Origin of the sequence: Caballeronia catudaia (assembly GCF_001544755.2) — a bacterium.
Classification (GTDB): Bacteria; Pseudomonadota; Gammaproteobacteria; order Burkholderiales; family Burkholderiaceae; genus Caballeronia; species Caballeronia catudaia.
In genome coordinates this window covers 164,930-185,608 of sequence record NZ_FCOF02000009.1, presented here as the reverse complement: position 1 = coordinate 185,608, position 20,679 = coordinate 164,930, and the positions used below count along the sequence as shown (strand labels likewise).

Sequence of the window (20,679 nt, the reverse complement as noted above, 5' to 3'; positions counted from 1 at the left end):
ACAGGCCATGAACGAAGAAATCCTGATCAACGTCACACCGCAGGAAACCCGTGTCGCACAGGTTCAGCAAGGCGCCGTTCAGGAGCTTCACGTCGAACGCACGCTGTCGCGCGGACGCGTCGGCAATGTCTATCTCGGCAAGGTCGTGCGCGTGCTGCCGGGCATGCAGTCCGCGTTCATCGACATCGGTCTCGAACGCGCGGCGTTTCTCCATGTCGCCGATATCTGGCATCCGCGCATCGCGGGCGAGCCGCACAATTCGACGCCGCATGTGCCCATCGAGAAGATCGTCTTCGAAGGGCAATCGCTGATGGTGCAGGTCGTGAAGGACCCGATCGGCACGAAGGGCGCGCGGCTATCGACGCAGGTGAGCATCGCGGGGCGCACGCTCGTGTATCTGCCGCAGGAGCCGCACATCGGTATCTCGCAGAAGATCGAAAGCGAAGCCGAGCGCGAAGCCGTGCGCGCACGTCTGACAGCCGTGTTGCCCGCCGATGAGAAAGGCGGCTATATCGTGCGGACCATCGCCGAAGACGCGACGAGCGAAGAGCTCGCGGCCGATGTCGCGTATCTGCGCAAGACGTGGGCGACGATCGTCGCGCAAGCGCAGCGCGTGCCGCCGACCACCCTGCTCTATCAGGACCTCAACCTCGCGCAACGCGTGCTGCGCGACTTCGTCAACGACGAGACCACGCGCATTCAGGTCGATTCGCGCGAGACGTATCAGATGCTCGCGGACTTCGCGGCGGAGTTCACGCCGGCGGTGGCTTCACGGCTGCATCACTACACGGGCGAGCGGCCGCTCTTCGATCTGTACAACATCGAGACGGAGATTCAGCGTGCGCTGTCACGGCGCGTGGATCTCAAGTCGGGCGGCTATCTGATGATCGATCAGACCGAAGCGATGACGACCATCGACGTCAACACGGGCGGTTACGTCGGCGCGCGCAATTTCGACGACACGATCTTCAAGACCAACCTCGAAGCGGCGCATACGATCGCGCGGCAATTGCGGCTGAGGAATCTCGGCGGGATCATCATCATCGATTTCATCGACATGGAGAATGTCGAGCATCGGGATCAGGTGCTGGGAGAGCTGAAAAAGGCGCTGTCGCGCGATCGCACACGCGTGACCGTCAATGGCTTCTCGCAGCTCGGGCTCGTCGAGATGACGAGGAAGCGCACGCGCGAGTCACTCGCCCACGTGCTGTGCGAGGCTTGCCCGACGTGTCAGGGCAAGGGGCAGGTCAAGACGCCGCGCACCGTGTGCTACGACGTGCTGCGCGAAATCATGCGCGAGTCGCGGCAGTTCAATCCGCGTGAGTTTCGCGTGGTGGCTTCGCAACAGGTCATCGACCTGTTCCTTGAGGAAGAATCGCAGCATCTGGCGATGTTGATGGACTTCATCGGAAAGCCGGTTTCGTTGCAGGTCGAGTCGAATCTCAGTCAGGAGCAGTACGACATCGTGCTGATGTAAAACCGACGCGGCCCGCAACGATCGTCAGTTTCGCGCTTGCGCCGCTTGCGGATCGCGCCCTCTTCCGGGCGCCGTGCCGATCAGTATGCCGATGAGGAACACGAAGAGATTGCCTTCCGTGAAGTTCAGCAGCAGAGAGTTCGCGAGGCAACCGAGGACGAACGCGAAAAGGTAGCCGCTCGCGATCAGCTTCGCAGGCTCCGCCAGCCGCCGGCACTCCCGTCCGATCGCGATCAGGAACCACACGAACAGCGCCACGCCGATGAGTCCGAGCTGCACGCCCATCAAAAAGAACTCGTTGTGCGGATTGCCCGCCATCGCCGCATGCCCGCCGGTCTGCGTGCTTGCGAGGCGCTCAAACTCCGTGCGCACACTTCCAACGCCGTAGCCGGCAATCGGTCGATGGGCCATCAACTCGAGGCTGCGACGGTAGAACAGGATGCGCACACCCATCGACGTATTCTTGTTTTGCGTCTCGAACTGCGAGACTTCCTGCGCCGTGTCCGCGAGCCGCCGGTCTTTCGCGTAGAGCACGAAAGCCGCGATGCAAACACACACCGCCGCGACGCCCACGCTCGCGAGCACGCGCGAGCGCTTGTCGTATCGACGGAACCGCGCTGCCTGCACGACCAGATAGATCGCGACATACGCGATCGCCACCACCTGCCCGGTGCGCCCCTGGAGCACGAACAGCACGTTGATCAGCGCGAGAAGCGCCACGAGATACAGCGCCTTGCTTCGCCACCCGCTCGCCGCCTTCGCGAGCGCAAAGGACAGGCAGACGAGGAACGCCATCATCAAGCCGCCCGAGATGTGGTCCTTGAATACCCAGGGCCGCCTGACCGGGTCCTCCGCATGCATCGGTCCGAATGCAGTCCACCCGAAGTTATTCGTGTACGCCAGCACCATCGATAGTACGAGCGTGGCGAACAGGCTCCAGACCGCCCTGCGCGCCCAGATCCTCCCTGCATCGTCCGCGAAAACGAGCACCAGGAGCGGGATGAACAGCAGTTTCCGATACTTCATCAGAAAGTCGAATCCCTCTGCGTATCCCGCGGCACTGTAAGCCAGGCTCAGGCTCAACACGATGAACAGCGCCAGAGCAGCAGTCGCGCCCGACGACCCCGTCAGCGACGACCTCGCGCGCCGCCATACCTCGGGCGAAGTCAATGCGAACAGGGCGAATGCGGCCGAACCGACGTTCACGCCCGCCGTCGAAATGGGGACCAGCGCCAGCGTAAGCAACGCGAACCAACGCGCCAGAAACAACTGATAGGACTCGGTGCCGGACCGGCCCAGTCTTGAGATTTGTGTGACTTGCATTGTTTTGTTCTACTACCCCGTTTCGGATCAAGCGCCTTGACGCGCGTTCAGGACGTGTTTTTCAGCGCGGGCCGCGCAGATAGAAATCGGCACGCTCCCCGACCGCTTTGGCCGAATATATCGTCTCCACCGTCGCGCGCGCGCGCGCGCCAATGGATTCGCGCAAGTCGGCATTCGCGAGGAGCGTGCGTACCAGGCGATCGGCCTCTTCAGTGCGATCGAAAAGGAAACCGTTCTCGCCGTGCCGAATCCAGTCGGCATAACCGCCGCGCCGGTGACACACGACCGGCAGCCCACAAGCCATCGCTTCGAGGACGACGCGCCCGAACGTCTCGACGTGTGCGCCAGTCCGATAATAAAAGATATCGAGGCCGCGCAAGAAGGTCACGGTTGGAACCGCGCCCTCGGCCAGTATCTGAATTCGGGGCACGGCGGCAAGCGCGTCACCCGAGGCAGCGGAAAAACGGGTGGCGCCCTGCAGCCTGACTTCCGCCCCGTCGGCGGCCCACGCCCGATACAGCGCGATATCGTCGATATCGTGCTTGTCGACGGTATCGCGGCTCAGCCGTCCGATCGCCGGCCGAACGTTGTCCGGGCGCGGATCGGGCGAAGGCGAGAAACGTGCGATGTCGATGGGAGACGGCTGCACTTCGCACTCGACGCCGAGCGCGCGCCGCTGGAATTCGGATATCGCCACATATTCCGTCCGCGGCCACCGAAGCATGACGGGGTGCGCCGCCGTCAGCGAGAGGATCTTCGGATGAAACGTATTGAAGACGTAGATCAGCCGCCGCGGCGCCCGCACGAGATATGGCCACACTGTATGGCGCCAGTGCGCGCCCACGAAAACGAAGGTGCCTCCGTTCGGGCGCGCACCGGGCTGAAGGCCGATGCGGCGGATCGCATATCGATGCGCGAGATCGCGCGAACAGCGCGACGAGGACGACCACAGTGTCAGCTCGCTTCTGTCGCGCAGGACCCGGGCGAGGTGCAGCGCCTCCTGCTCGCTGCCACCGTTTTCATTCATGAAGCCGTTGATGATATGAATCATCGGCTTCGGAGCTGCATTAGGCATGGCAGTGGTGAGTAATGCGGGTTGAAGCTCACGAATCGTCGCCGAATCGACGGACCGCCAAAGACACGCCGCAACGCTCGCTGTACTTTCGCCGGTTCGCCATCGCTTCGGTTGCGGACGAAGTACACCGCGAAGAATCAAGCCGCCTGCTGCTGATATTGAATGCGATGCAGATGGGCGTAGAGCCCGCCCAGTTGCAACAGCTCTGCGTGGCTGCCTTGCTCGATGATCTTGCCGCCATCCAGAACGACGATCCGGTCGGCACGTTCGATGGTCGACAGCCGGTGCGCGATGACGAGCGTCGTGCGGCCTTTCATCAGCGTTTCCAGCGCCGACTGCACATGCCGCTCCGATTCCGAGTCCAGCGCCGAAGTCGCTTCATCGAGCACGAGAATCGGTGCGTCCTTGTAGATGGCGCGTGCGATCGCAAGACGCTGGCGCTGCCCGCCCGACAAACGCATTCCGTTCCCGCCGACAAGCGTGTCGATACCCTGCGGCAGTGACGCGACGACGTCTGCGAGATTAGCTGCGGCAAGCGCGGCAAGCACCTTTTCGCGGTCCGGGATCGTACCATACGCAACATTTGCCGCGATGGTGTCGTTGAACAGCACGACGTCCTGGCTGACCATCGCGATCTGCGCGCGCAGGTCATGCACCGCGAGTTCGGGCAACGGGACGCCATCGACCAGCACTTCGCCCTCGGCGGGATCGAAAAAGCGCGGCAGCAGATTCGCCAGCGTGGTCTTGCCGCTCCCCGACGGCCCTGCCAGCGCGACCATCTCGCCGGGCGCGATCTTGAACGACACGCGATCCAGCGTGATGCGCTCTCGCGAGCCATAGTTGAACGACACGTCGCGGAATTCGACGCTGCCCTGAGCGCGTTCGAGACGACGCCCGCCGCCCGCGTGCTCCGGCGGCTCGTCGATGAGGCCGAAGATCAGCTCGGCCGCGGTCACGCCGCGCTGAAGCGGCTGATTGACGTCGATCAGATGCTTGAGCGGCGAGATCACGAGCAACATCGATGTCACGAACGCGACGAAGCCGCCGACCGTCGTCTGATCGCTCGCTGATTGCAGCACGGCGATGGTGATCACGATGGCGAGCGCGATGGACGCCAGGAATTGCGTCAACGGTTGCGCCAGTCCGCCCGAGACCTGCATGCGCATGGAGTAGCCACGCAGGCGGTTGCTCATCTCCGTGAAACGCCCGGTTTCGTACGACTCGCCGTTATGCACCTTCACGACCTTATAGCCGCCCACGGTCTCTTCGACGATATACGAGAGATCGTTGGTGAGCATCTGATGCTCCCGGTTCAGACGGCGCAGGCGGCGGTTGATCTTCGAAACCAGCCAGCCGATGGCAGGCAGGATCAGCGCGACGATCAGCGTGAGGCGCCAGTTGAGAATGAAGAGGTAACCGAGCAGGAAGACGACCGTCAGCGAGTCGCGCACGAGCGTCACGACCACGCCGGACAAAATCTGCAGAACCTGATTGACTTCGAAGACGATCGCGTTGATGACCGTGCTCGCCGTCTCGCGCTGGAAGAAACCTGCACCCGCGTGAAGCATGCGATCGAACATCTTGAGCCGCAGTTGCAGCAAGATTTTGTTCGACACATAGGAAAGCAGATAGCCTGAAGCGTACTGCGCGGACCCTCTCACGAGCGCAAGCCCGATCACCGCCACGGGCACCACCCATTTCGCCTTCTCGCTCCCGTTCGTCCCGAAGCCGTGATCGAGCAAGGGCTTGAGCAACATCGGGATGCCCGCTTCACTCGCGGCGACGAAACCCATGGCGACGAGGCCGAGCAGCACGATGCTCATCAACGGCCGGACGTAGGGCCACAACCGCCTGACGACGGCCGTGGACGATGTATGCTCGCCGCCACCTATGGTTTTTCTCAGCGTCTGCTTCTCGGTCAAATCATCCTCTACATGCGATGCCCCGCGCGCAAGACGCGGCCGGGCGGAAGGTCATGCCGAACGCCTTCTGGCCGGGCGTCACAATTTCCGTCATTTTAAACCGACGTGCAGGCGGCGCTCAGAATGGATCCGCGTCGGCTTGCGGAACTGCGGGCTCCGGCGACCGATGGTCTTAGAATACGCGTCAACGTTTATCCGGCGCGCACCCGATTTTCTCCCGACGACATGACGCATCCCACACTCGGCATCGCTCTCATCACGTACAACGCGGCCGCGCGGCTCGCGCAATGCCTGACATCCGTTTCTTTCGCCGATGAAATCGTGGTGATCGATGGCGGCAGCACCGACGCAACCGTGGAGATCGCGCGGGCGCATGGTGCCCGCGTGCGCATCGAGCGTGACTGGCCTGGCTTCGGTCCACAGAAGAACCGGGCGCTCGACGCGCTCTCGACCGACTGGATTCTCTCCATCGATGCGGACGAGGTCGTCACGCCGGAACTCGCCGCTGCGATACGGGCCGCAATCGCCACACCCGTGGCCGACGTGTATGCGGTGGATCGCCTGTCGAGCTTTTGCGGCGAGTGGATCCGCCACAGCGGCTGGTATCCGGACTGGATTCCGCGGCTCTTCAAGCGCTCGGCGGCACGTTTCTCGGACGACCTCGTGCACGAGCGCCTGATGGTTTCGGCCGACACGCCCGTCCAGCGCCTGCAAGGCAAGCTGATGCACTACTCGTACGAAGACTTCGAAACCGTATTGCGCAAGCTGGATGCGTACTCCACGGCGGGCGCGCTACAACGCCATGCCGCGGGAAAGCGAGGAAGCCTGAGCATCGCGATCACGCGTGGACTGTGGGCCTTCACGAGAACCTACATTCTCCGGCGCGGCTTTCTCGACGGGCGTTCGGGCTTCCTGATCGCCGTGTTCAATGCACAGACGGTGTACTACCGGTTCCTGAAGCTGGCGCATCTCGACCAACCCCGTTAAGCCGAGACTCGAATCAATAAACGATTTCGATCGCGCTGCCCGCGAATTCGCCGCGCAGCGCCGTGATGAGTTCGTCGGTCGGCTTGACGCGCCACGCATCGCCGAGACGCACTTCGCCTTGCGCGTGCTCGCTGCGATAGACGACGCTCACGTTCAGCCCGTTCGGAATCGGCGTGCTCTGACGCGAACGGCCGTTATCGCGAGCGGGCGGCGCAACAGGCGCGGGCGCCTCGGCGCCCGCGGCATGCGCTTCGAGCACGCGGCGCAGACGCAAGGCGTCGGCGTTGCCGTTCATCTCGACCTTCACGGACTGCGCATAACGGCTGCGCGCGCGTTCCAGATCCATCGCCGTATCGACGGTGAAGCGGATGCCGCCCGTGAACGCATCGTTGCGCGCCTGCCCCTGGACGACGAGCAGCTCGTCTTCCTTGAAGAGCGCCTTGTTCGCTTCGAACTGCTCGTTGAAAACGGTGACTTCGCACTGGCCGCTGCCGTCGTCGAGATTGACGATCAGCATCTTGCCGCGCTGCGTCATCTGCGTGCGCATCGCGGAGATCACGCCCGCGACCAGCTTGTCGCGCCCTTCCTTCAGTTCGCCGATCTTCTGGCGCACGAAACGTCGCACTTCGCCCTTGTAGGCGTCGAAAAGGTGCCCCGACAGATAGAAGCCGAGCGCGGTCTTCTCTTCCTGCAGACGCTTCTTGTCCGACCACATCGCTTCGTCGACGTATTCGTGCTTCGCGAGCGGCGCGTCGCCCATATCGAAGAGGCCGGCCTGCATGGCGTTGGCGGCGGCCTGATCGGCGGCTTCCATCGCCATCGGAACGGAGGCGAGCAGTTGCGCGCGATTCGCGTGCATCGAATCGAACGCGCCGGAGCGGATCAACGCTTCGACAGTGCGGCGATTCACGACGCGCCGGTCGATGCGCTCGCAAAAATCGAAGAGATCCGTGAACTTGCCATCCTCACGCGCGCGCAAAATTTCTTCGATGGCGTTCTGGCCGCTGCCTTTCACCGCGCCCAGACCGTAGCGAATCGTCTTCGAGCGTTTGCCATCCGCCTCGCCGACCGGCTCGAAGCGATAGGCCGACTGATTGATGTCCGGCGGCAACACGGCAAGACCGTTGGTCGCGCAATCCTCGAAGAGAATCTTGACCTTATCGGTGTCGTCCATCGCGAGCGACATGTTGGCCGCCATGAATTCCGCCGGATGGTGCGCCTTCAGCCACGCCGTGTAATACGCGAGCAGCGCGTAGGCAGCCGCGTGCGACTTGTTGAAGCCGTAGCCCGCGAACTTCTCCATCAAGTCGAAGGTTTCGTCGGCTTTCGCGCGAGTGAGGCCGTTCTTTGCCGCGCCCTCCGCGAAGATTTCGCGGTGCTTGGCCATTTCCTCGGGCTTTTTCTTGCCCATCGCGCGACGCAGCAAGTCCGCGCCGCCGAGCGAGTAGCCGCCGATGATCTGCGCCATCTGCATCACCTGCTCCTGATAGACCATGATGCCGTAGGTCTCTTTCAGAACAGGTTCGACGCGCGGGTCCGGATACTCGACGATCTCGCGCCCGTGCTTGCGCGCGCAGAAGCTCGGAATCAGGTCCATCGGACCCGGTCGATACAGCGCCACCAGCGCGATGATGTCCTCGAAGCGGTCGGGCTGCGCGTCCTTGAGCATGCCCTGCATGCCGCGGCTTTCCAGCTGGAACACGGCGACGGTGTTCGCTTTCTTCAGAATCTGGAACGACGCCGGGTCGTCGAGCGGCACCTGCGCGAGATTCCAGTCCTTCTTCGACGGATCGAGCCGGCGAATGTAGCGCTCGGCCCAGTCGAGAATCGTGAGCGTAGTGAGGCCCAGAAAGTCGAACTTCACGAGGCCGACGGCTTCCACATCGTCCTTGTCGTACTGACTGACGACGCCGCCGTCCTCGCCCTGCGTATAGAGCGGACAAAAATCCGTGAGCTTGCCCGGCGCGATCAGGACGCCGCCCGCGTGCATGCCCACATTTCGCGTGAGGCCTTCGACGCGCTGCGCGAGTTCGAGCAACTGATGCACTTCGTCTTCGGAATCGAAGCGCTCCTGCAGCGTGGGCTCTTCCTTCATCGCGTCCGCGATGGTCACGTGCTTGCCCGGCTTGAACGGAATCAGCTTCGCGACGCCGTCGGTGAACATATAGCCGAGATCGAGCACGCGCCCGATGTCGCGCACCGCGGCCTTCGCGGCCATCGTGCCGAACGTGGCGATCTGCGACACCGCATCCGCGCCGTACTTGCCCTTCACATACTGAATGACGCGGTCGCGCCCTTCCTGACAGAAGTCGATATCGAAGTCGGGCATCGACACGCGTTCCGGATTCAGGAAGCGCTCGAACAGCAGGTTGTAGCGCAGCGGGTCCAGATCCGTGATGCCGAGCGCGTACGCGACGAGCGAGCCCGCGCCCGAGCCGCGGCCCGGACCGACCGGCACGCCATTGTTCTTCGCCCACATGATGAAGTCGGCGACGATCAGGAAGTAGCCCGGAAAGCCCATCTTGATGATCGTGCCGCACTCGAAATCGAGGCGCGCGTAATACGTGTCGCGCTGCGCGTCGCGCTCGGCTGCATCCGGATAAAGCTGTTGCAGGCGGACTTCGAGCCCTTCCTTCGACAACTGCACGAGGTAGTCGTCGAGCGAGAGGCCATCGGGCGTCGGGAAGAGCGGCAGCTTCGGCTTGCCGAGTTCGAGCGTCAGATTGCAGCGCTTGGCGATCTCGACGGTGTTCGCGAGCGCCGACGGAATGTCCGCGAAAAGCGTGCACATCTCGTCCTGCGTGCGGAAATACTGCTCCTGCGTGAAGCGCTTTTGCCGGCGAGGATTCGCGAGGATATCGCCTTCCGAGATGCACACGCGCGCTTCGTGCGCGGTGAAATCATCGGGCGTCATGAACTGCATCGGATGCGTCGCGACGACCGGCAGCCGGAGCTTCGCGGCCAGCGTAACGGCTTCCTGAATGTAAGTCTGCTCGCCCGGCTGCCCCGCGCGCTGCAACTCTATGTAAAACGCGTTCGGAAAGAGCTTCGCCCAGCGCGCGGCATGACGCTCCGCACTCGCCGCATTGCCCGCCGCCAGCGCCATGCCGATATCGCCCGCCTGCGCGCCCGACAGCGCGAGCAACCCTTCGGCGAGACCGCTTTCCAGCCATTCGACCAAGACCTCGGCGCCGCCGCGATACTGATTCGTCAGCCATGCGCGGCTCAGCAACTCGCACAGATTGAGATAACCCTGCGTGTTGCGCACGAGCAAGAGCAAACGCGAGGGCTTGTCGCGATCGTCGGGATTGGTGATCCAGACGTCGCAGCCGGCGATGGGCTTCACGCCGTTGCCACGCGCTTCCTTGTAGAAGCGCACGAGACCGAATGCGTTGCCGAGATCGGTCAGCGCAAGCGCGCCCTGACCGTCTTGCGCGGCAGCTTTGACGACGTCGTCCAGGCGCACGATGCCGTCGGCGATCGAGAATTCGGAGTGGACGCGGAGATGAACGAAGCGGGGATCTGACATGGCGGTATTGTACATGCGGGCCGTCGCGAAAATCGGCGGCGGCGGCGCGCTGGCCGAACGGATAAGGCCTTGACGGCTCTGGAAATTGCGCGTGCGCAAGCGCTCTGGAAACGTCGCTTGGCGCAATGCGAGGGCGCACGCCGTTTGCGGGATAATACGTGTTTTGCGCGGCGCTTTCGTCCGCAACTTTTACCGTCACAAGCCGCATCACGCGTCAACCGATCATGAGCATTCTGAACCTCTCCGCCTACAAATTCGTCACCATCGAGGACGGTCCCGCGTGGCGGCCGCTCGTCACCGAACGCTGCAATGCGCTCGGTCTCAAGGGCACGATTCTGCTGGCGCCCGAGGGCATCAATCTTTTCATCGCCGGGCCGATTGCCGAAGTCCGCGAATTCATCGACTACATCCGCACGGACGCGCTCTTCGGCGGCCGTTTCGCCGATCTGCAATTCAAGGAAAGCCTCTCCGCGAAGCAGCCGTTCCGCCGGATGCTGGTGAAACTCAAGCGCGAAATCATCACGATGAAAAAGCCCGCGATCAAGCCGGAACTCGGCCGCGCGCCTTTCGTCGACGCGCCCACGCTCAAAACCTGGCTCGACCGCGGCCATGACGACGCCGGCCGTCCGGTCGTGATGCTCGACACGCGCAACGCGTTCGAAGTGGACGTCGGCACGTTCGATCATGCGCTCGATTACCGCATCACGAAGTTCAGCGAGTTTCCAGAAGTCATCGAGCAGAACCGCGCGGATCTCGAAGGGAAGACGGTCGTGTCGTTCTGTACGGGCGGCATTCGCTGCGAGAAGGCCGCGATTCACATGAAGGAAGTCGGCATCGAGCATGTTTATCAGCTCGAAGGCGGCATTCTGAAGTACTTCGAGGAAGTGGGCGGCGCGCATTACAGCGGAGAATGCTTCGTGTTCGATTACCGCACCGCGCTCGATCCGAACCTGCAGCCGACCGCGACGGCGCAATGCTTCGGCTGCCGCGCGGTGGTGCCGGTCGAAGATCAGGCGTCGCCGTACTACAAGCCGGGCGAGACGTGTCCCGCGTGTCACCCTGAGGCGAAGGTCAGCCAGGCGGCATGATTGATCGCGGTCCTTATCGGGGAAGATTCGCGCCCTCGCCTACCGGTCCGCTCCACGCGGGCTCGCTCGTCAGCGCGCTCGCGAGTTTTCTCGATGCCCGCGCGCACGGCGGAAGCTGGATCGTGCGCATCGAAGACGTCGACGCGCCGCGCACCGTGCCCGGCGCCGCCGACGAAATCCTCGCGACGCTCGCGCACTTCGGCATGCATTCCGATGAACCTCCGGTCTGGCAGAGCGAACGCGACGCGGCGTACTCGGCCGCGTTCGTGCGGCTGCAGGCAGCGGGCTTTGTTTATCCGTGCGGCTGCACGCGCCGCGAGATCGCGGATTCGCTCGTACACGCCCATGCGCGTCACGCGACGCTCGCGTATCCGGGAACGTGCCGCGATGGGTTGCACGGTAAGCCTGCGCGTGCATGGCGGCTGCGCGTGCCGGACGGCGACGCGGCCGTCGTGACTTTCGACGATCGCTGGCAAGGCGTGCAGACACAAGATCTCGCGACCGAAGTCGGCGATTTCGCGCTGAAGCGTGCGGATGGCTTGTGGGCGTATCAGCTTGCAGTCGTCGTCGATGACGCCGACGCCGGCATCACGCACGTCGTGCGCGGCGCCGATCTGCTCGACTCGACGGCGCGGCAAATCTATCTGCAACAGTGTCTCGAGGCGCCCACGCCGGCTTATCTGCATGTTCCCGTCATCAATAACGACGCCGGTGAAAAGCTGAGCAAGCAGACAGGCGCGGCCCCGCTCGATCGCCACGCGCCGCTCGATGCGCTCGTGCAGGCGGCGCGGCACCTGGGCATTGCCGTATCGTCGCCGGCCGCTTCTCTCGATACGTTCTACGGCGCCGCCACGGCCGAATGGGCGAAGCGCTTCCCGCGCTGATTTCTGCTCCAGAAGCAAAAAAGGCAGCCACCTGGGCTGCCTTCCTGACATTTACGACGTCTTGCGCGGCATTCCCAACCCACCGAGCAACGCCGCGAGCGGCTGCTTCGGCGCGCTCTTGCGCTCGGGCTCGACCGTCTCCTCGTGACGCTTCATCGCCGAGGGCGACGGCTCGTATGGCTTCAGGAAGAATTCGTCGATAGGCTGCTGGCGGCCACGCGGGCGATCGTGCGTGCCCGCCGTGCGGCGGCGCGGACCGGCTTCGTCGCGCGAGCCGTGGCGGTGCTCGGTGCGCTCCGGACGGCCGAAGCGATCATCGCGTCGCGGTGCGGACGTCGGGCCATCGCGGCGCGCGCGCATCGTCACTTCGAGTTGTTCGACTTCGAGCGGGCGCTTGATGAGTTTCTCGATGTCGGCGAGCTGCTTGCGCTCGTTCGCGCTGCACAGCGACAGCGCGTCACCCGACGCGCCCGCGCGCCCCGTGCGGCCGATGCGGTGCACGTAATCTTCCGCGTTGAACGGCAGATCGAAGTTGATGACCGCCGGCAATTCGGCGATGTCGAGACCGCGCGCGGCGACATCGGTGGCGACGAGCGCTTCGATCTCACCGCGCTTGAACGCGTCGAGCGCCTGCATGCGCTCGTTCTGCGTGCGGTCGCCGTGAATCGCCGTCGCGACGATGCCATCGCGCTCCAGCACGCGTGCGAGCCGGCTCGCGCCGATCTTGCTGTTGCAGAACACGATCACCTGCTTCAGCTCGCGCTCGCGGATGAGTTGCGCGACCGCGCCGGATTTGTCGCTTTCATGGACCTCGAAGACGATCTGACGCACGTTCGTCGCGGTCGAATTGCTGCGCGCGACTTCGATCGTCTGCGGATTGCGCAGATACGTGGACGCGAGCTTCTTGATCTCCGGCGAGAACGTCGCGGAGAAAAGCAGCGTCTGACGCTCCTTCGGCAGCAGATTCAGGATGCGTTGCAGGTCGGGCAGAAAGCCCATGTCGAGCATACGGTCGGCTTCGTCGAGCACGAGCATCTGCACCTGGCCGAGATTCACCGTCTTCTGCTGGACGTGATCGAGCAGGCGCCCGGGCGTCGCGATCAGGATTTCGACACCGCGGCGCAGCGCCTCTGACTGCGGATTCATGTCGACGCCGCCGAACACGACGGTGCTGCGCAGCGGCGTGTGCTTCGAGTAGGTCTGCACGTTGGCGGCGACCTGGTCGGCCAGCTCGCGCGTCGGCGTGAGCATCAGCGCGCGCACCGGATGGCGCGCCGGCGAGGCGCTCGTGTTCGCGTTCGGCAAAAGGCGCTGGATGATCGGCAGCGAGAAGCTCGCGGTCTTGCCGGTGCCGGTCTGCGCGGCGCCCATGACATCGCGGCCCGCGAGGACGACCGGAATCGCCTGCGCCTGGATCGGCGTGGGCGTGGTGTAGCCGGACTCGCGCACCGCTTTCAGGATGTCGGCGGCCAAACCGAATTGGTCGAACGTAGGCGCGGCAGACGTGTTCGTGGCGACGGAATCAGACATGGTGACTATATGGGCTTTCGCAAAAGTGCCGCTCGATGCGGCGCGCGTAAAAATCGGTCGGGTCGTTCGATCGTCGCGATCGGTTGCTTACGCGGATGGGTTTCGTAGGCGCACACGGCGCGTCAGTCAGTGCTCTTTCAGCACTCGATCAGCGCATCGTGTGCAGCGCCGGGCGTGGCGGTCGGTTCATCGAGCCAGGCCCGCCCGGTTCGAGCGCCGTTCGTTTCAATTCGCGAGCCCGCGCTCAGATGGAACACGGCTTCGATGACGCCTTCAAGGCACGTCCATCGCTCGCTTGCGGTTTGTGGACGCCTGGCGCCCGTGTGCCGCTCGTGCCGGCATGAACGGCGATGCCGGAAAATTGGAAATTCGGTCCGGCTGACACATTCATCGCCGGAAAGCCGCACATTGTAGCACCGCGCGCCGAAGCGCTCCGGCGGCACGCGGCCGCGCCATCGAAGCCCGAACCGGCTCGCAGCACGCAGCGCGCCCGGCCCTACTTCTTGCGCGCCTCGCAATCCGCCAGCAGCGGCGGCGAATCCTTCGCCGCCATTTCGTCGTAGAGATTGGCCTGCGGACCTTTGGTCCACCACGTGTATTGATCGGCGACGTATCGGGCGCCCGAACCCGAGATCACGTTCACGAACAGCAGCTTGCGCCCGTCGACGGTCAGCGCCGCGAAGCTCTGACGGTTGCGCGTGCTGGTGTACTGAACGGACACGCTCTTGCCGTCCTTGCAGTCGTAGCGGGTAGTCTGCGTCGATGCGGTCTGGATCTGCGGCACGGTGAGCGGCATCGCGAGCACGGTGTGGGCGCCGAGCGACGCGAGCGAAAGGGCGAAAAGCTTTTTCATCATCTGGTTCGCGGTTCGTTGAATGCCGGTGCAGCGGTCTTGACGGTCCCATCACGGATCGATCACGTCCGCGCACGCATCGGTGGGCGCGGCGGCTACGTGGCCCACCACCGGCACGATCTTCAGCCCCGCCGACGCGATCCGGCATGGCGCCGCCGCGAGGCCGCAGCCCGACAATCCGATGGACGCCACGACGAGCGTGGCCAGCGCTTTCCATTTCACGTTCTCGCTCCCGCCGGCGCGCGCGCCGCTCAACTGGCCGTGACCGGCCTGACCTTCGATGCCGCGAGTTTCGCGCGCTCGCGGGCTTCGTCCGTATCGGCGCCCGTCGCGAGCGCGACGCCCATGCGCCGTTTCGTGAAGCTCTCCGGCTTGCCGAACAGCCGCAGGTCCGCTCCCGGCACGGCGAGCGCTTCGGCTACGCCCTCGAACGCAATGCCCGCTTCGTCCAGCCCGCCGTAGATCACGGCGGACGCGCCCGGCGCAGAAAGCGCGGTGTCGACAGGCAATCCGAGGATCGCGCGCGCATGCAGCTCGAACTCGGAGAAGCGCTGCGTCGCGAGCGTGACGAGACCGGTGTCGTGCGGACGCGGACTCACTTCCGAGAACCACACGTCGTCGCCGCGCACGAAAAGCTCGACGCCGAAAAGCCCGCGGCCGCCCAGCGCGGTCGTCACCTTCGCGGCGACGTCGCGCGCTTTTGCGAGCGCGGCCGGGCTCATCGCCTGCGGCTGCCAGGACTCGACGTAATCGCCCGCCACCTGCACATGGCCGATCGGCTCGCAGAAATACGTCTGCGTCTCGCCGCTCGCCGCATCAGCCGCGCGCACGGTGAGCTGCGTGATTTCATAGTCGAAGTCGATGAAACCCTCGACGATCACCCGCCCGTGATTCACGCGGCCGCCCGCCATCGCATAGTTCCACGCGGGTTCGATATCCGTGTCGCTCTTCAGCACCGACTGCCCCTTGCCCGACGACGACATCACCGGCTTCACGACACACGGAAAACCGATCGTGGCGATCGCGGCCTTCATCTCGTCGAGCGACTGCGCGAACGCATACGGCGAAGTCGGCAGGCCGAGCTCCTCGGCGGCGAGACGCCGTATGCCTTCGCGGTTCATCGTGAGCTGCGTGGCGCGCGCGGTCGGGATGACGGTCGCGAGCCCGGCTGATTCGATGGCGGCGAGCGCGTCGGTGGCGATGGCCTCGATCTCCGGCACGATCAGATGCGGCTGTTCCTTTTCGACGAGGGCGCGCAGCGCGGCGGCGTCGGTCATGTCGATCACGTGCGCGCGATGCGCGACCTGATGCCCGGGCGCATTCGCATAGCGATCCACCGCGATGACTTCGACGCCGAGCCGCTGCAACGCGATGATCACTTCCTTGCCGAGTTCGCCCGCGCCGAGCAGCATCACGCGCGTGGCATTGGGGGACAGCGGCGTGCCGATGCGCGTGGCGCCAGCGCGGAGTGGACCGGTTTGCATGAGTGCTCCAGGAATGAATCGGGTGGCGAGGCAGTAAAGCGGAAAGCCAGCGAATTGGGCGCGATGCTAACACGCAGCGCCCGCGCCGACACTTTGCCGTCCGGCCTATTGACAGCGTCATCACAGACGGTATTGACACGCGAATGCGCGGCGGAATTCCCGTGCGATCGTCAGTCACATCGGCATCGCGAAGGCGCTGTCAATCATTTTGTTGCATCCGGAAGCTGGACAAATCGTAGGACGCGTGCGATACGCTTACGGTTTAGCCAGCTTCAGGATCATCGATGCCCACGCCCTTCCTTCGCGCGCCCGCTTTGCCTTCTCGCCGGCCGCGCTCATCGTCAGGTTTGCTGTCGCGTCGGAAAGAAGCGCTCTCGCTGGTTTCCCGCACGTGCGCGCTCATCGTCGCCGCGAGCCTCGCTGCCGGCTGCGCGATGCCGAAGCATCCCGATGTAGCCGCGCCGCCCACCGATCCCTATAATCCCGCCGCCACGCAATTGCTCGACGACACGCAATGGGCGCTCACGAGTTGGACCGACGCGAACGGCCAGCCGCGCGCCGTGCCGCCCGCGATCCAGGACGGCGCGCAGCCGCTCACGCTCGATTTCTCGACCGCGACCGGCTATCGCCAGGCGAGCGGCTTCTCGGGCTGCAACCGCTTCAGCGGCACGTACTCGCTCAAGGACGGCAAGCTCGCCTTCGGCCCGCTCGCCGTTACCCGCATGGCGTGCGGGTCCGGCACGGGCGCCGCGCTGGAACGGCCGTATCTCGACGCACTTGCGCATATCGCCAAAAGCGGCGTGCAGATGAACGCTCCGCAGGCGCTGCAACTCACGCTCGATGACGGTCAGGTGCTCACCTTCGCACGGCGCGTCGCAAAGTAAGAAGCGCGCTGCACGCATCGTCGAAACAGGTGTTGCGTACTTGCGGCGAGCGCGTCGCGCGTGCGCGGCAACCGTTAAACTGCTCGATCGAACAGCCCGGCCGGCAGGCGACATGGCACGGCCGGGCAGCAGTCTCATTCGTCAGTCTCAATTCGTTTGACCCAACATTGATTCAATCTCAGGCATGCACATGGTAGTCCTCGGCTGGTTCGGTGCATCGGTCGTCTGGTTTCTCCCGCTTCTCTGGCGCATCGTCAGGCTCGCGCTGCCGGGCGGCGTGCGCGGCCCCGGCACGATCCGTCTCTGGCTCGGCTTCGCCGCCGTGCTGCTCGCGAGCAGCACGCTCGAAGGCACGCTTGCGGGCTCGTTCGAAACGCAGGCGAATATCAACCGCTGCGGGCGCGCGCTCGCCTCGGCGCTGAGCGGCATTGCGCATCCGGGCGGCGCAGGCGCGATCGCGGCGCTCGTGCTGGCGATCTTCCTGCCCTGGCTCGTCGAATTCAGCTGGCGCTCCGTGCTGGCCTGGGCCGACGAAGCATTCGGCTTCGGCCTCCCGCAAAGCTGGCTCACGCCGCGCGAGCGCGAACCCGAGCCTCGGCAGACTTCGTCCAGCCGCGGCAAAGCCGCGAGCTGGTTCGAGCGCCGCGCCCACGCGAAAGCCTCGCGCGATAGTCAGGAACGCAGCCATCGCGCCGAGCGTTTCGATGCGCCGTCGTCGCGCATTCCGCCCGACGAACCCACGCTCGGTCTTCCGACGGGCAATCGCAGCAGCCGTTATCAGCGGCCGACCGTCTGGCGGCCGCCCGCAGTGGGCAAAAGCGCCGCCACCCGCGCGGCGGCGGCCGGTGCGAGCGCCGTGGCCACCGCTGAAGCGTATGCGAAACGCCCCGCTTTCGAGGCGGCAGGCGTCTCACCGCCTTCGACGCACACGGAGCCGGTCGCGCCTTCGGGCTGGCTGAACGCGTCGCCGCCTTCAGCGAATCGCGAGGTCCGCACGGCGTCTGCGCCGCGTCAGGCATCCGCGTTCGAACCGTCGGGATCAGGCTTGCGCGCTTCCGTCGCCGCCGACGAGCTGCGCGTCCAGACGCCGCCGACGTCCGCGCCTCGCCCGGATCGTCCGCGCAGTCCGCCGATTTCGATGCCCGCGCAACGGACGTCGGGCATGGCGAGCGTGTCCACGTCCGTCGTGCCGGGCACGCATGCCGCGCGCAAACCCTCGGCGCCGCAATCGCCGCAGGGGTTAAGACGCAGCCCGGTGCGCCCGGTCGTGAGTGCGGCGACGCGCGAGTTCGCGTCGGCGCCGCTCGACGCGCCCGCATTCTCGCGCCCGGCCGTGCCGCTCGGGCCGCCCTCGCCGCCGCCCGCCCCCGACGCGATTCAGGCGACGCTGCGTTCGATCGAGGAAAAGGCCGCGCTGTGGACGTCGCTCGCCGGCGCGAGCCTCGCTCGCGGACATGTGGCGATGGCGCGGGCTTCCCAGTCGGACATGCCACCGAACGCCGAGGCGCCGGTATTGGCGGCAGCCGGCGAACCGCGCGCGGAGCCTTCGATGACGCCGCCCGCACCGGTTCACGAGATCGAGGAAGACATCGGCACACCGCTGATCGACGCTCTGGCGATCGCGCCTGCGCTCGTCGAGCCGCCGCCGCTCTTCGACGTCCGTCTGATGGAGCCGCCGGTCGCCGAAGCCGCCGCCGCTTCGATCGAACCGCCGAAGAGCGAAGTCAGCGCGGATGAAGCGCCAACTCTCCCGGCACACGCGCTGGAGCCAGAGCCGGACTTGCGCGAAATCGTGCAGACGCCGCCGTGGCTGGACGCCGTCGATTTCGGCAAAGACGAGAGCGAGCCCCCTGCCCCGTCGCTCTTGCGCATCGTCGACGAGCAGAACATCGAATCCGACGCGCAAGAAGAAGAGGAATACGAGCAGCGTGTCGCCGAACGCCAGGCAGCCGGCGACGAGTTCGCGCCGCCGTCGAACATCGTGCGCTTTCCGATCACGACCGCCATCGCGGCCGCGCCGCCGGTTCCGCCGCCCTTCGCGGCGTCCGCGGCACCCGCCGCGGATCAGCCGAGCGCGCCGCCGCCCTCCCCGCCCGTGCGCGGCTTTGCGCCGGCCGAATTCGAATTCCACGCGCCGCACGCATCGGCGGTGGAACTGCCGACGCTCGATCTTCTCGAGCCCGCCTCGGGTGAAATCGAGCCGGTCTCCGAGGAGCGCCTCGCCGAAACCGGTCAGTTGATCGAACAGCGTCTTCAGGAATTCAAGGTGCCGGTGACCGTGGTCGGCGCATCGGCCGGCCCGGTCATCACCCGCTTCGAGGTCGAGCCGGCGCTCGGCGTGCGCGGCAGCCAGATCGTCGGGCTGATGAAGGATCTGTCGCGCGGGCTCGGCCTCACGTCCATCCGCGTCGTCGAGACGATTCCCGGCAAGACCTGCATGGGCCTCGAACTGCCGAACGCCAGGCGGCAGATGATCCGCCTCTCGGAGATTCTCGAGGACGACGTCTATCGCCACTCGAAGTCGAATCTGACGATCGCGATGGGCAAGGACATCATCGGCAATCCGGTCGTGACGGATCTCGCGAAAGCGCCGCACATGCTCGTCGCGGGCACGACGGGCTCGGGCAAGTCGGTGGCGATCAACGCGATGATCCTCTCGCTGCTCTACAAGGCGAAGCCCGAGGACGTGCGCCTCATCATGATCGATCCGAAGATGCTGGAACTGTCCGTCTACGAAGGCATTCCGCATCTGCTCGCGCCGGTCGTCACCGACATGAAGCTCGCGTCGAACGCGCTCAACTGGTGCGTCGGCGAAATGGAGAAACGCTATCGGCTGATGTCGGCGGTCGGCGTGCGCAATCTGCAGGGCTTCAACCAGAAGATCCGCAACACCGAGGCCGCGGGCAAGAAGCTCACGAACCCGTTCTCGCTCACGCCCGACGCGCCCGAGCCGCTGTCGACGCTGCCGCTGATCGTCGTCGTCATCGACGAGCTCGCCGATCTCATGATGGTCGCCGGCAAGCAGATCGAGCAGTTGATCGCGCGTCTCGCGCAAAAGGCGCGCGCGGCCGGCATCCACCTGATTCTCGCGACGCAGCGGCCCTCGGTCGACGTGATCACCGGCCTCATCAAGGCGAATATTCCGACGCGGGTGGCGTTCCAGGTGTCGTCGAAGATCGATTCGCGCACGATTCTCGATCAGATGGGCGCGGAATCGCTGCTCGGCGCGGGCGACATGCTGTTCCTGCCGCCCGGCACGGGCTATCCGCAGCGCGTGCACGGCGCGTTCGTCGCGGACGACGAAGTGCATCGCGTGGTCGAGCATCTGAAGCAGTTCGGCGAGCCGGAGTACGAGGAAGGCATTCTGTCCGGCCCGACGTCCGAAGGCGGCACGCCCGACCTCTTCGGCGACACGCCCGACGCCGAAGCCGATCCGCTCTACGACGAAGCCGTGGCGTTCGTCATCCGCACGCGGCGCGCGTCGATCTCGTCGGTGCAGCGGCAATTGCGCATCGGCTATAACCGCGCGGCGCGGCTCGTCGAGCAGATGGAAGCAGCGGGCCTGGTCTCGCCGATGGGCAGCAACGGCAACCGCGAAGTGCTCGCGCCGCCCGGCCCGGCCGATTGATCGACGGTTCGACTG

General features: G+C 65.0%; 14 protein-coding genes. 6 read left to right on the top strand and 8 right to left on the bottom strand.

Features of this window, described 5'->3' with window-relative positions:
- The first annotated feature begins 7 nt into the window (after window positions 1-7).
- Window positions 8-1,477 carry a ribonuclease G gene (gene rng, locus AWB75_RS12880; protein WP_061124460.1) on the top strand — a complete coding sequence of 490 codons (1,470 nt, stop codon included), beginning with the start codon at window positions 8-10 and terminating at the stop codon, window positions 1,475-1,477.
- Window positions 1,478-1,501: 24 nt separating this feature from the next.
- Here rng and AWB75_RS12875 read toward each other — a convergent pair whose 3' ends face one another.
- From AWB75_RS12875 to msbA, 3 genes are all read right to left on the bottom strand, one after another.
- A complete protein-coding gene (locus AWB75_RS12875; RefSeq protein WP_061124459.1) occupies window positions 1,502-2,800 on the bottom strand; it encodes an O-antigen ligase family protein in 1,299 nt (432 codons plus the stop codon).
- Between the two features lie 61 nt (window positions 2,801-2,861).
- Window positions 2,862-3,851, bottom strand: a complete 990-nt coding sequence (locus AWB75_RS12870) for a glycosyltransferase family 4 protein (RefSeq protein ID WP_061124529.1) — start codon at window positions 3,849-3,851, stop codon at window positions 2,862-2,864.
- Window positions 3,852-4,012: 161 nt separating this feature from the next.
- Window positions 4,013-5,779 carry a lipid A export permease/ATP-binding protein MsbA gene (gene msbA, locus AWB75_RS12865; RefSeq protein ID WP_407642146.1) on the bottom strand — a complete coding sequence of 589 codons (1,767 nt, stop codon included), beginning with the start codon at window positions 5,777-5,779 and terminating at the stop codon, window positions 4,013-4,015.
- A gap of 243 nt (window positions 5,780-6,022) precedes the next feature.
- On the opposite strand from msbA, the gene AWB75_RS12860 reads away from it, so the two are divergent.
- Window positions 6,023-6,784 (top strand): glycosyltransferase family 2 protein, encoded by a 762-nt coding sequence (locus tag AWB75_RS12860; protein ID WP_061124457.1) that lies wholly within the window; start codon window positions 6,023-6,025, stop codon window positions 6,782-6,784.
- Between the two features lie 13 nt (window positions 6,785-6,797).
- Here AWB75_RS12860 and dnaE read toward each other — a convergent pair whose 3' ends face one another.
- Window positions 6,798-10,313, bottom strand: a complete 3,516-nt coding sequence (gene dnaE, locus AWB75_RS12855; RefSeq protein ID WP_235012083.1) for a DNA polymerase III subunit alpha — start codon at window positions 10,311-10,313, stop codon at window positions 6,798-6,800.
- A 224-nt stretch (window positions 10,314-10,537) separates the two neighbouring features.
- Between dnaE and AWB75_RS12850 the strand changes: the two genes are divergently transcribed.
- Window positions 10,538-11,401, top strand: coding sequence for a sulfurtransferase (locus tag AWB75_RS12850; protein WP_061124456.1), 864 nt, complete (start codon window positions 10,538-10,540; stop codon window positions 11,399-11,401).
- Complete coding sequence (gluQRS, locus tag AWB75_RS12845) at window positions 11,398-12,285, top strand: tRNA glutamyl-Q(34) synthetase GluQRS (RefSeq protein ID WP_061124455.1); 888 nt, start codon at window positions 11,398-11,400, stop codon at window positions 12,283-12,285. Before AWB75_RS12850 ends, gluQRS begins: the two co-directional genes overlap by 4 nt.
- A 51-nt stretch (window positions 12,286-12,336) precedes the next feature.
- Here the strand turns inward: gluQRS and AWB75_RS12840 are convergent, their stop codons facing one another.
- The 4 genes from AWB75_RS12840 to purT all read right to left on the bottom strand — a co-directional run bounded on the left by AWB75_RS12840 (window position 12,337) and on the right by purT (window position 16,152).
- Entirely contained in the window at window positions 12,337-13,815 is a 1,479-nt protein-coding gene (locus AWB75_RS12840; RefSeq protein ID WP_061124454.1) for a DEAD/DEAH box helicase, read from the bottom strand.
- Between the two features lie 496 nt (window positions 13,816-14,311).
- Window positions 14,312-14,668 carry an MliC family protein gene (locus AWB75_RS12830; RefSeq protein ID WP_061124527.1) on the bottom strand — a complete coding sequence of 119 codons (357 nt, stop codon included), beginning with the start codon at window positions 14,666-14,668 and terminating at the stop codon, window positions 14,312-14,314.
- A gap of 51 nt (window positions 14,669-14,719) precedes the next feature.
- On the bottom strand, window positions 14,720-14,890 hold the full coding sequence (locus AWB75_RS38105) for a DUF6726 family protein (protein ID WP_200822971.1): 171 nt from the start codon (window positions 14,888-14,890) through the stop codon (window positions 14,720-14,722).
- 29 nt (window positions 14,891-14,919) lie between these two features.
- Complete coding sequence (gene purT, locus AWB75_RS12820; RefSeq protein ID WP_061124451.1) at window positions 14,920-16,152, bottom strand: formate-dependent phosphoribosylglycinamide formyltransferase; 1,233 nt, start codon at window positions 16,150-16,152, stop codon at window positions 14,920-14,922.
- 284 nt (window positions 16,153-16,436) lie between these two features.
- Here purT and AWB75_RS12815 point away from each other — a divergent pair, with 284 nt between their 5' ends.
- Window positions 16,437-17,036 (top strand): META domain-containing protein, encoded by a 600-nt coding sequence (locus tag AWB75_RS12815; protein ID WP_061124450.1) that lies wholly within the window; start codon window positions 16,437-16,439, stop codon window positions 17,034-17,036.
- Between the two features lie 190 nt (window positions 17,037-17,226).
- Complete coding sequence (locus tag AWB75_RS12810) at window positions 17,227-20,664, top strand: FtsK/SpoIIIE family DNA translocase (protein ID WP_061124449.1); 3,438 nt, start codon at window positions 17,227-17,229, stop codon at window positions 20,662-20,664.
- The last annotated feature ends 15 nt before the right edge of the window (window positions 20,665-20,679 follow it).

Coding starts and splice junctions, on each gene's coding strand:
- AWB75_RS12875 (WP_061124459.1), bottom strand. CDS start 2,800: ATGCAAGTCACACAAATCTCAAGACTGGGCCGGTCCGGCACCGAGTCC.
- AWB75_RS12870 (WP_061124529.1), bottom strand. CDS start 3,851: ATGATTCATATCATCAACGGCTTCATGAATGAAAACGGTGGCAGCGAG.
- AWB75_RS12830 (WP_061124527.1), bottom strand. CDS start 14,668: ATGAAAAAGCTTTTCGCCCTTTCGCTCGCGTCGCTCGGCGCCCACACC.
- purT (WP_061124451.1), bottom strand. CDS start 16,152: ATGCAAACCGGTCCACTCCGCGCTGGCGCCACGCGCATCGGCACGCCG.
- AWB75_RS12815 (WP_061124450.1), top strand. CDS start 16,437: ATGCCCACGCCCTTCCTTCGCGCGCCCGCTTTGCCTTCTCGCCGGCCG.
- AWB75_RS12810 (WP_061124449.1), top strand. CDS start 17,227: ATGGTAGTCCTCGGCTGGTTCGGTGCATCGGTCGTCTGGTTTCTCCCG.
- gluQRS (WP_061124455.1), top strand. CDS start 11,398: ATGATTGATCGCGGTCCTTATCGGGGAAGATTCGCGCCCTCGCCTACC.
- dnaE (WP_235012083.1), bottom strand. CDS start 10,313: ATGTCAGATCCCCGCTTCGTTCATCTCCGCGTCCACTCCGAATTCTCG.
- AWB75_RS12840 (WP_061124454.1), bottom strand. CDS start 13,815: ATGTCTGATTCCGTCGCCACGAACACGTCTGCCGCGCCTACGTTCGAC.
- rng (WP_061124460.1), top strand. CDS start 8: ATGAACGAAGAAATCCTGATCAACGTCACACCGCAGGAAACCCGTGTC.
- AWB75_RS12860 (WP_061124457.1), top strand. CDS start 6,023: ATGACGCATCCCACACTCGGCATCGCTCTCATCACGTACAACGCGGCC.
- AWB75_RS12850 (WP_061124456.1), top strand. CDS start 10,538: ATGAGCATTCTGAACCTCTCCGCCTACAAATTCGTCACCATCGAGGAC.